The sequence below is a fragment of the Micromonospora narathiwatensis genome, assembly GCF_900089605.1.
Lineage (GTDB): Bacteria > Actinomycetota > Actinomycetes > Mycobacteriales > Micromonosporaceae > Micromonospora > Micromonospora narathiwatensis.
Map to the genome: position 1 here is coordinate 2164160 of NZ_LT594324.1, position 10303 is coordinate 2174462.

Genomic DNA, 10303 nt, shown 5'->3' on the forward strand with positions numbered 1-10303 from the left:
CGGGCCTGCCTCGGAGCGACCTGTGTGGAACCTGTGCCCGAGCTGTCACCACGACCGGAGGACGAGGTCACCGGCGGTCAGCCCGTCGGTGACCTCGGTGTACTGGTCACCGCGTAGGCCGATGGTGACTGTGCGCGACTCTCCGGTGGCGTCGACCCGTACGGTGCCGCGGTCGTCCGTCACATCGTGCACCGCGGTGGACGGCACGCGCAGCGCGTCGGGGACCGACCCGGTACGCACCGTCACCGCCGCGGTCTGCCCGATCAGCAGGCTCTCCGGGGCGTCGGCGAACGAGAGCACCGCGCCGTAGCGGACCATCCTGCCGTCGGCGGTGCCGGCCGGGTCCACCTGCACGACGGTCGCCGGGAACGTCTGGCCGGCTCGGTCGGCGAGGCGTACCGTGGCCGACTGCCCGACGGCGATGGCCGCCGCGTCCGCCTCGGGGAACTTCGCCTCGACCTGCATGCCGAAGGTGTCCGCCAGGGTGATGAAGGTGGCGCCTCGGCCGACCGTGCCGCCCACCTTTCCCGCGACGGCCAGGACGGTGCCCCGGATCGGCGCGGTGATGGTGGCACCGGACCGCGTGCTCTCCGCCTCCGCGACCGCCGCCTCGGCCTGGTTGACCCGGCGTTGCGCGTCGAGGATGCGGTCACCGCCGCCCTGGGATCCGCCGGGACAGGCGGTTCCGCCGGGTGCGGGCGGCGCACCGGGCTGCTCGGCCCCGGTCCGAGCGGGGGCGGGGCGGGTGGGAGCGGGGTGGGTGGGGACAGTGCGGGTGGGGGAGGCGGGCGGCGCGCCGCTCGGGGATGTGGTCGGTGTCGCGGAACCCGATGGCGCCGAGGGAGTCGGACTCGCCGTCTCGGTGGGTTGCGGCGACGTCCACGCGACGGGCCGGACGGCTGCGGTCGCGCAGCTCGACGCGGCGTCGGTCGACTCGCGTGCCTTGGTCAGCGCGTTCCGGGCGTCCGCCAGATCCTGCTCGGCACGGCCGACCGCGTCGGCCGCCGTTGCGACGTCCTCGTCGGAGAGGGTGGCGAGCCTCTGCCCGGCCCGCACCACGGTGCCGGGCCGAACGGCGACGCTCGCCACCGTGCCGGAAACGGTGAAGCTCAGCGCCCGGGTGGTCGCCGGCTGGACCGTGCCGGTCGTGGCGACCTCGATCTCGACCGGCCCCCGGTCGACCGCCACGGTGGCCCGCCGGGTCGGTACCTCGCCGTCGTCCCCGGTGAACGCCCAGGCCCCGGCGGCGCCGAGCACGAGCGTGGCCCCGGCGATGGCGGCGCCCCAGCGAACCCGTCGGGTACGCCACAGTCGGGTCTGGCCGTCTTTCATGACGGGTCAGTCTGCCGACCGCTCCTCTCCAGCGGCTCGGTTCCCGCTGGGAGTTGCCTCAAAGCAGCGGCCCTGCCGGCGGCTCGGCTCGGCGTCGCCGGCAAGGCTCCGAGGCAACTCCCAGTCCGGTCCGAGGCGGCCCGGAGCTGTGGCCGGTTACCTGAGCGGGTTCCGGAAACGGCTGAGGAGTCTCTGTGTCGAAGACTGGAAGGAGCCGCCTACTGGCGGCCGTCCTGACCGCCGCCGCGTCGGCGCTGCTGACCGCGTGCGGCGGGGACAGCACCCCCACCACCGCGGCGACCGGTGCCGAAGGGGACAACCCCTTCGCCGCGTACCAGAACTGCCTTCGCGACAACGGCATCACCCTGCCTTCGGGCGGCCCGGGCCGCTCCCCGGGGGACCGGCCGTCCGGCTTCCCGACCACCCGGCCGTCCGGCTTCCCGACCGCTCGGCCCTCCGGGTTCCCGTCCGGGTTCCCGACGGATCGGCCGTCCGGTGGCGAGGGACGCCGGTTCCCGGGGATGGGCCGGCCGGCGGATGTCGACGAGGCCACCTGGCAGAAGGCGCAGGAGGCGTGCGCCTCGGTGCGGCCGACCGGAGGGCCCGGGGGGTGGGGCGGGCCCGGCGGCTCGGCCGCGCCGGGCGACGGGCGTGGTACGGCCTACCGCACCTGCCTCAGCGGGCGCGGTGTCGATCTGGACCATCTCGACCCGTCCGACGCGAAGACGAAGGAGGCGCTCCTGGCCTGTGCGGCGGTCAGCCCGGCACCGACGAACTGAGGCCCAGCGAAAGGCCCGCAGAGCGACCGGGCCCGGCGGGGATCAGCGGGCGAGGTGCCTGGCCAGAGCGAGGGCCGCGAGAACACCGCCCGCGCCGGCCAGCGCGATCACCCAGTGGATCGGCAGGCCCCAGAGGGCGTCCACCAGGCGCTGAATGGTGACGACCTGGTTGGCGTTCAGCAGCAGCACCGCGAGGAGGAGTTGTTGGCCCAGGCCACCGAGATCGACCGGACCGTCGCGATCCCATACCTCCAACGGGCGCAGCAGCCGGAAGCGTAGGTTCTCCATGCGCCGTGGTGGCGTCAGCCGGCCGGACCGGTGGAGGTCATTCGGTCGCCTGGCCGAGCACCGCCCGCCGGAACCCGGCCGCATGCTCGTGCAGCGCCTCCGCGACCCGCGGTCCCGGGTCCTCCGCCGACGTCGACAATCGGCAGTGCAGGAACAGCGGACCCGCCTGCCCCGTCGCACGTCGCGCGACCGTCGCCGTGAGCTCGGTCGGCTCGGCGGTCGACATGACGTACGGATAGCCCGCCGCCGACGCGATGCCCGTGAGGTCGTGGCGCTCGGAGTAGGTCGGTTGTCCGCCCGTCGACGCGTACCGGCCGTCGTCGAGGACGATGTGCGTGAGGGGCAGCGCCGGCATGGAGCCGATGGTGCACAGCGCCGAGGTGTTCATGAGAACACTCCCGTCCCCGTCGATGACGATGACCGGGCGTGCGGTGGCCGACGCGACTCCGGCGCCGAGCGCTGCCGCCAGCCCCATCGATCCGGTCATGTAGAAGTTGTGGGGACGATGGCCCAGACTCTGCGCGATGCGGGAGGTGTATCCGGTTGTGCAGATCACCGGGGTGGACCCGGCGGCATTGAGGATTGCCGCGATCGCCTGCCTCTTGGACGTCAATTGGAGGCACCCCATCCGAACAGGCCAGGCTCAATCAACAGGGCGGCGGTTCGTCCCGCGTCGACGTCGGCGAGTGCCGTCCGCACATCGCCTTCCGGATCCGATTCACCACATCGGTGCGCCGGAATCCCCATCGCGGTCAGCAGCCCTTCGGTAATGGCTCCCATGACCAGATTCTCCTCGGTGGTGTCGAGATCCGTCCCCCGCATCCCGACCACGAGCAACATTGCGAGCCGGTACGGCAGCACCAGGGAGGCGAGGGCGTTGACGCTCTGCCCGAGGCCGGAGTTCTGCATCAGCACCACCGGCGTACGCCCGGCAAGGCATGCTCCGGCCGCCATCGCCACCGCGGTGTCCTCACGAACGACGTTCTGTGCGGGGACGAGCTCGGCGAGTCGTTCGAGCAGCGGTGCCTGCAGGCCGTCCGGCGTGAAGTAGAAGGGCCCGGAAGCGCGCCGCGCCAGGCTCGTCGCGACCGCGTCCGCCACCTGGAGACCGTTGCGGGCTGTCACTTCCAACGTCATCTGGCGATCCAATCCAGGCCCGGCTCGTGGCCTTTTGCTGGTACTGGGAGCTGCGGAGTCTTCGTCCGGGCGGGCGATCGGACGCGTCGCGCCGGCCCGCCGTGTCGGCACCCTATCGCGATCCTTACCGATTGGGTGGCCAGGGGAAGACGTCGATGTGCTGCCGGACGGACCTGTCGCGGCCGGACCCGACCGGGCGCGGGGGAGCCTATCGCTAGCAATAAATATTTAAATTAAAAGATTGTCGTGGATTCGCCTGGTGGGGGCGGGTGAGGGGCGGGTAGGCCACTTAAATATATCAATTTGTAGCGCAAAGTGGCGTCTGGGCGGATCTCGGCTATCGCCTTGCATGTGACAGCAATGGGCTACCAGGCGTGGGAATTTCGTGGCATCATCACCACCCAACGGCCTCCACTAGGGACGTTGCCCCTTTTCGTGGCCGTTTCGGCGGCCTGCGTTCGGCAGGTGCGCCGGTTGGGCTGTGGGGGAGGCCGCATTGGCTATGCCATTCTTTCGCGCGTTGGTGCTCGGTGACGGGTCGCACGTGGTGGCCTCCTCATCATCGCCTCGATGATCGATCCGCACATCGCGGTCGTCGGCAGTGGTGCACTGGCCCGCTCCGTGTGCTACTCGTTGGCGGCACTCTCTGCACCGGCACCGGCGGCACCGATCCGGGTCACCGTGCTCGCGCGGGGTGGCGCCGCGAGCGACATCGCCCGTATCTGCCAGATCCGCGCCGCGGTGACCGGTGGCGGCGCCACGTTCGCGGCCGAGTCACCGCGCGACGAGGTCGAGGCGCTGGCGCGACTTCAACCCGGCGTGCTGGTCTGCTGCGCGTCGGCGCAGTCCCCGTACGAGAGGACCACCGCGCCGTCGGCGTGGACCAGCCTGATCGCGGGTGCGGGCTTCGGCGTCACCCTGCCCCTGCAGGCCGCCCTGATCGCCCGGCTCGCTCGTGCCGTCGCACAGGCCAGCCCTCGGACGCTGGTCGTCAACGGCTGCTTTCCCGATGTGGTGAACCCGCTCCTGGCCGCCCTCAAGGCCCCGGTCACCTGCGGCATCGGCAACGTGTCGACCCTCGCCGCCTGCCTCCAGGCCGCCCTCGGCCTGGCCGACCAGGATGACCTGGCCGTGCTCGGCCACCACGTCCACCTGTCCGAGCCCGGCCGCCCGGAAGACGAGGTGCTGGCCTGGCACGAGGGGCGCCAACTGCCCGACGTGACCGGCCTGCTGAGTGCCGCGCGCGCCCTGGACCGGCGCGAACTCAACGCCATCGCCGGGCACGCCGCCGCCCGACTGCTGCTCGCCCTCGTCGCCGGCACCGAGTTCCACACCAGCCTCCCCGGACCGCTCGGGCTTCCCGGCGGATACCCGGTCACCGTGGCCGACGGGTCCGTCACGTTGCGCCTCCCGCCGGCGGTCACCCGTGCCGACGCGGTCGCGTGGAACCTGCGGGTCGGCCGCGACGACGGCGTGGAGGTGGTCGACGGACGGGTCGGCTATTCGCCGCGCGCGACCCACGCGCTCGCGCCGTACCTGCCTGAACTGGCGGCGGGGTGGCCTGTCGCCGCCCTCGACGAGGTGATCGAGCGGCTGACCGAGCTGCGACGACGGCTGCGACTCGCGCCGGCGGCCCCGGTCGTGGCCGTCGGGACAGGCACAACCTAAGGAGCATGAGCGTAGATGGACTCGACAGTGTCAATGACGACCAGTCGTAACCTCATCAGTGACTACTACGACCTGATCCCCGCCGCCGTCGCCCGGTGCGCGCCGCCACCCACGGGTGCGTCCGGTACGCCGAGCTTCGCGCCCGCGTTCGACCTGCCGGCGCTCACCGACAACGTCCGGGACTTCTTCGCGGCGGCGACCGCCGGCTGGCGGCGGCTGGGCGAGTACGGCGGCCACCCGATCCAGTTCCTCGATCTCACCGGCAACCCGGGCACCCGGACGACGAAGACGTTCGCCTCCCTGGTGATGGTGGCGCGAGCGGTCGAGCACATCCGGCGTACCGGTGAGGCGATCAGGATCTTCACCCCCACGTCGGCGAACAAGGGCATCGCGCTGCGCGACGCGGTCGGCCGGGCCATCGAGGCCGGGCTGGTCGAGCCCGATCAGCTTTCCGTCGTCGTGCTCGCCCCGGCCGCCACGCGTCACAAGTTCCGTCAGGACCGGCTCGCCGGTGACCCGGCGTTGCGGGCGGCGAACCCGCTGCTGCGCTACGTCGGCGGCGCCCCGGAGGACGTCAAGGCACTAGGGCGTGCCTTCGTGGACAAGTACGCCGCGGAGGCGTACGACCGGCACGGGGTGAATCTCTGGTACTCGCTGGACCTGCGCAACTACCTCGTCGCCGACGCCGCCCGTGCCGCCTTCGAGGCGGACGTCTCGCCCCCGTCGGCGGAGCGACCCCGATGGCACGCCCACTCGGTGTCCAGCGCGTACGGCCTGCTCGGCTACAACCTGGGCCGGGACGTGCTCGAGGCGGCCGGCCGGGCGCGGAGCACCGATCGTCCGGGCTTCCTCCTCGTGCAGCACCTGGGCACCCCCGACATGGTGCTCAATCTGCGGTACGGCGGTTTCTCGCGGGCGAAGATGCCGGCGTACCGGCTCGATCCGGTGCGCGGTGTGACGGTGCAGGACGCCGACCCCCGGTTCCCGGCCGTGACCGACGACCCGGCCGAGGTGCTCGACCCGACCTTCTACACCCACGAGCCGGCCACCTCGCCGGCGATGAACGAGCTGATCCGGCGGTTCGGCGGCGACGGGATCGTCGTGTCGCGGCGCGAGTGCCTGGAGCGCTACCCGATGCTGCGGGACTGGTTCGACGGCGACCGCCCGATGCTCCCGACGGATCCGGACGAGCTGCGGGAGTGGTCGATCGTCATGGGACTGACCGGCGTGCTCAACGCCATCGACCGGGGGTTGGTCCCGGCAGGGCACGAGATCGTCCTGCACGGCAGCGGCTGCTACGGCGGGAGTGACTTCGTCCCGGCCGAGGCGGACGCCGAGGTGTCCACGGTCGACGACGTCGCCGCGGCGGTGTGGGCCAAACCATGACGGGCGACACGATTCCGGCGGCCTTCGCCGCGCAGGTACGCCAGCATCCGGACCGGCCCGCGGTGCTGGCCGAGGACGTCGCGGTGACGTACCGGCAGCTCGCCGCGGCCGTCGCGGCGACCGCGGCCACCATCGGGCCCGCCCGCGCGGGACAGGTCGCGTTGCTGTGCCGGCACGGTGTCACCACCGTCACCGCACTGCTGGCGGCGCTGGTGACCGGCCGGGCGTACGTGCCGCTCGAGCCGACCTTCCCGGACCGCCGGCTGGCGCACATCCTCGCCGACAGCGCCGCCGACGTGCTGCTCGTCGACGCCGCCCACGCCGAGCGGGCCGAGCGGTTGGTGCGGCTGGTGGACCGGCCCGGGCCGCGGGTGGTCGAGGTCACCGGCCCCGGTGCCGCCCCGGATCTCGACGCGGTGCTCGCCGCGCTCGCCAGTCCCGCCGCACCGGACGATCCGGCCTACGTGCTGTACACCTCGGGGTCGACCGGGGCGCCGAAGGGCGTCGTGCAGAGCCACCGTAACGTGCTCTTCGGGATCGCCAACCACGTGCGCAACTTCGCGATCACGCCGGACGACCGGACCAGCGTGCTGACGTCCTTCGGCTACGACATGGCGGTCACCGACACGTTCGGCGCCATCCTGTCGGGCGCCGCCGCGGTACCGGTCGACATCCGTACGCACGGGCTCGGTCACCTGGCGCGTGCCCTGGCCCGGCACCGCGTCACCGTCTACCACTCCACCCCGACCGTCTACCGCTACCTGTGCGCCAGCCTCGGACCGACCGGCACGCTGCCCGACATCCGCGCGGTGCTCCTCGGCGGCGAGGAGGTCACTCGCCACGACGTGGAACTGGCCCGGCGTCACTTCACGCCGGACACCGTGTTCGTCAACGGCTATGGCACCACCGAGATCAGCTTCGCGGCGCAGTACCACCTGCCCGCCGACGCCACGCTCGACCGTACGGTCGTGCCGATCGGCCACCCGTTGAACGGCATCGAGGTGTTGTTGATCGACGAGACCGGCGCGGCGGGCGACACCGGCGAGGTGGTGGTGCGCTGCCCGCACGTGGCGCTCGGCTACTGGCGGCAGCCCGAGCTGACCGCGCAGCGTTTCGGTGAGCGTGACGGCGTCCGCACGTACCGGACCGGTGACATCGCCCGGCGGCTGCCGGACGGTCGCCTGGAGTTCCTGGGCCGCGCCGACCGCCTGGTAAAGATCCGCGGCTACCGCGTCGAGCTGGGCGAGATCGAGGTGCAGCTCGCGGCGCTGCCGGGGGTCGGCCAGGCCGCCGTCGTGGCCCGACCCCGCAGCGGGGGCGCCGACAGCACGGAGAAGGAGATCATCGGGTACGTCGTACCCGCACGCGCCGAGCCGCCCGCCGGCCGGGACGCCGCCGCACAGCACCACCTCGACCCCGCCGTCCTCCGGGCGGCACTGGCCGCGAGCCTGCCCGACTTCATGGTGCCCCGCGCCGTGGTGCTGGTCGACGCGCTTCCGATGGGGATGACCGGCAAGCTCGACGTCGCCGCGTTGCCCGCGCCCCCGGTGTCCTCGGCGGAGGGGGCGGCGGTCGACCCGGTCGAACGCGCGGTGGCCGCGATCTGGGCCGATGTGCTGGGCCTGGCCCACGTCGACCGCGACGCCAGCTTCACCGAGCTGGGCGGGCACTCCCTGCTGCTGGCGCTCGTCCAGGAGCGGCTCGAAACGGGCCTCGGCCACCGGGTGCCGCTCGCGCGGCTGTTCGAGTTCTCGACGGTGGCCGCGCTCGCCGCGTACCTGCGGACGGTCGGCACGCCGGCGAACGCCGCCCACGACGGCGGAGCGGTCGACGCACCCGCCGCCGCGCTCGACGGTGACGCGGGTCTGGCCCGGGTCGCCGGCCGGATGCGCCGCCGCCGCGAGGCGCGCTCGGGGGAGCGGCGATGATCAGCGACGACGACGACCGTATCGCGGTGATCGGCCTGGCCTGCCGGGTTCCGGGCGCCGTCGACGCCGCCGCCCTGTGGCGCAACGTCCGCAGCGGTGTCGACTCGGTGCGCCGGTTCTCCCGGGCCGAGGCGCTCGCCGCCGGTGTGCCGGCCGAGGTCGTCGACGACGCGAGCTTCGTGCCGGCGTTCGGCCACCTCGACGGGCTCACCGATTTCGACGCCGGGCTGTTCGGCTACCGCGACGACGAGGCGGCGCTGCTCGATCCACAGCATCGGCTCTTCCTCGAGGTCACGTGGTGGGCCCTGGAGGACGCCGGCCTCGGTCGGGTCGAGGCGACCACCCAGGTCGGGGTGTTCGCCGGCTGCGGTGTCAACCGGTACCTCCGTCACCACCTGCTCGGCAACCCCGCCGTGGGGCCGGCGGGCGGGTTCTGCGACGACTGGGACGACATCCTGGCCGGTGCCTCCAGCGACTACCTGCCGACCCGCGCGGCGTACGCGCTCGGGTTGAGCGGGCCGGCGGTTGCCATCCAGTCCGCCTGTTCCTCCTCACTGGTGGCGGTCTGTCAGGCGGCGCAGAGCCTGCTCGACTTCCGGTGCGACGTGGCGGTGGCGGGCGGCGCGTCGGTGGTCTCCACGCACCAGACCGGCTACCGGTACCGCGCCGGTGGGACGCTCGCGGCCGACGGCGTGTGCCGGCCGTACGACGCGGACGCCACCGGGCAGGTTTTCGGCAACGGGGCGGGGGCGGTCGTCCTCAAGCGGCTCGCTGACGCCGTGGACGACGGCGACCACGTCTACGCCGTACTCGCCGGCTGGGCGGTCAACAACGACGGTGCCGATCGCGCCGGCTTCACCGTACCCGGGGTGGTCGGCCAGAGCGCGGTGGTCGCCGAGGCGCTCGCCGCGGCCGACTGGCACCCGGACGATCTCGGCTACGTCGAGGGCCACGGCAGCGGCACCGCGGTCGGCGACGCGATCGAGATCGACGCGCTGACCCGGGCGTTCCGGACCGGTACGGCCCGACGCGGCTTCTGCGCGCTCGGCTCACTGAAGTCGAACGTGGGCAACCTCGACGCGGCTGCCGGCGTAGCCGGCCTGATCAAGACCGTTCTCGCGGTGCACCACGGCGTGATCCCGGGAACCCTGCACTTCACCCGGGCCCATCGCGACGTCGACCTCGCGGGCGGCCCGTTCGTCGTCACCACCGACACGCGGCCCTGGACGGGTGCCCGCCGTGCCGGGGTCAGCTCGTTCGGGCTCGGCGGCACCAACGCGCACGTACTCGTCGAACAGGCCCCGACGCCGCTCGCGTACGACGCCAACGCCGACTGGGCGGTGCTGCCGCTCAGCGCCGCCACCGACGAGGCGCTGCGGGTGCTCGCCGCCCGGCTGGCGGACCACCTCGCCGGCGAACCGGGCGGTGCGCACGCCGACGCGGCATGGTCCCTCACCGACGTGGCGTACACGCTCGCTGTCGGCCGGCGGCGGCTGCCCCACCGCGAGGCGGTCGTCGCCCGGGACGTCGCGCAGGCGGTGGGGGCGCTGCGGGCCGTCGCCGACGGACGTGCCCCGTCCCCGCCGGCCGAGGCGCCGGGGGAGTTCCGTGACCGGGCCGCCGGGTGGCGTGCCGGCGGCGACCTCCCCGGGGGAGCCGGCCGGCGGGTGCCGCTGCCGGGCTACCCGTTCCAGCGCCGGCGGCACTGGATCGACCGAGTGGGCACTCCGCAACTGGCCGGGGGGCGGTAGTGCGGGCCGCGACGTCGCCGGCCGGGACCGTACG

General features: G+C 73.2%; 9 protein-coding genes. 5 read left to right on the forward strand and 4 right to left on the reverse strand.

Annotation, left to right across the window (positions count from 1 at the left end):
• Positions 1 to 45 precede the first annotated feature (45 nt).
• Entirely contained in the window at positions 46 to 1332 is a 1287-nt protein-coding gene (locus GA0070621_RS09455) for an efflux RND transporter periplasmic adaptor subunit (protein WP_091193493.1), read from the reverse strand.
• Between the two features lie 194 nt (positions 1333 to 1526).
• Between GA0070621_RS09455 and GA0070621_RS09460 the strand changes: the two genes are divergently transcribed.
• Positions 1527 to 2111 (forward strand): PT domain-containing protein, encoded by a 585-nt coding sequence (locus tag GA0070621_RS09460; RefSeq protein ID WP_157739912.1) that lies wholly within the window; start codon positions 1527 to 1529, stop codon positions 2109 to 2111.
• Positions 2112 to 2153: 42 nt separating this feature from the next.
• Here GA0070621_RS09460 and GA0070621_RS09465 read toward each other — a convergent pair whose 3' ends face one another.
• Genes GA0070621_RS09465 through GA0070621_RS09475 form a run of 3 tightly spaced genes read right to left on the reverse strand, consistent with a single transcriptional unit; the run spans position 2154 to position 3536 of the window.
• Complete coding sequence (locus tag GA0070621_RS09465; protein WP_091193495.1) at positions 2154 to 2399, reverse strand: hypothetical protein; 246 nt, start codon at positions 2397 to 2399, stop codon at positions 2154 to 2156.
• 37 nt (positions 2400 to 2436) lie between these two features.
• Positions 2437 to 3012: a thiamine pyrophosphate-dependent enzyme gene (locus tag GA0070621_RS09470; RefSeq protein ID WP_157739913.1), complete on the reverse strand. Its 576-nt coding sequence runs from the start codon at positions 3010 to 3012 to the stop codon at positions 2437 to 2439.
• Complete coding sequence (locus GA0070621_RS09475) at positions 3009 to 3536, reverse strand: hypothetical protein (protein ID WP_091193502.1); 528 nt, start codon at positions 3534 to 3536, stop codon at positions 3009 to 3011. Before GA0070621_RS09475 ends, GA0070621_RS09470 begins: the two co-directional genes overlap by 4 nt.
• Before the next feature lie 570 nt (positions 3537 to 4106).
• Between GA0070621_RS09475 and GA0070621_RS09480 the strand changes: the two genes are divergently transcribed.
• Genes GA0070621_RS09480 through GA0070621_RS09495 form a run of 4 tightly spaced genes read left to right on the forward strand, consistent with a single transcriptional unit; the run spans position 4107 to position 10269 of the window.
• Positions 4107 to 5204 (forward strand): hypothetical protein, encoded by a 1098-nt coding sequence (locus tag GA0070621_RS09480; protein ID WP_091193505.1) that lies wholly within the window; start codon positions 4107 to 4109, stop codon positions 5202 to 5204.
• A gap of 33 nt (positions 5205 to 5237) precedes the next feature.
• On the forward strand, positions 5238 to 6590 hold the full coding sequence (locus GA0070621_RS09485) for a DUF6002 family protein (protein ID WP_167666743.1): 1353 nt from the start codon (positions 5238 to 5240) through the stop codon (positions 6588 to 6590).
• Complete coding sequence (locus tag GA0070621_RS09490) at positions 6587 to 8518, forward strand: non-ribosomal peptide synthetase (protein WP_091193511.1); 1932 nt, start codon at positions 6587 to 6589, stop codon at positions 8516 to 8518. The genes GA0070621_RS09485 and GA0070621_RS09490 overlap by 4 nt, the downstream gene beginning before the upstream one ends.
• Positions 8515 to 10269, forward strand: a complete 1755-nt coding sequence (locus GA0070621_RS09495; RefSeq protein ID WP_091193514.1) for a beta-ketoacyl synthase N-terminal-like domain-containing protein — start codon at positions 8515 to 8517, stop codon at positions 10267 to 10269. The genes GA0070621_RS09490 and GA0070621_RS09495 overlap by 4 nt, the downstream gene beginning before the upstream one ends.
• The last annotated feature ends 34 nt before the right edge of the window (positions 10270 to 10303 follow it).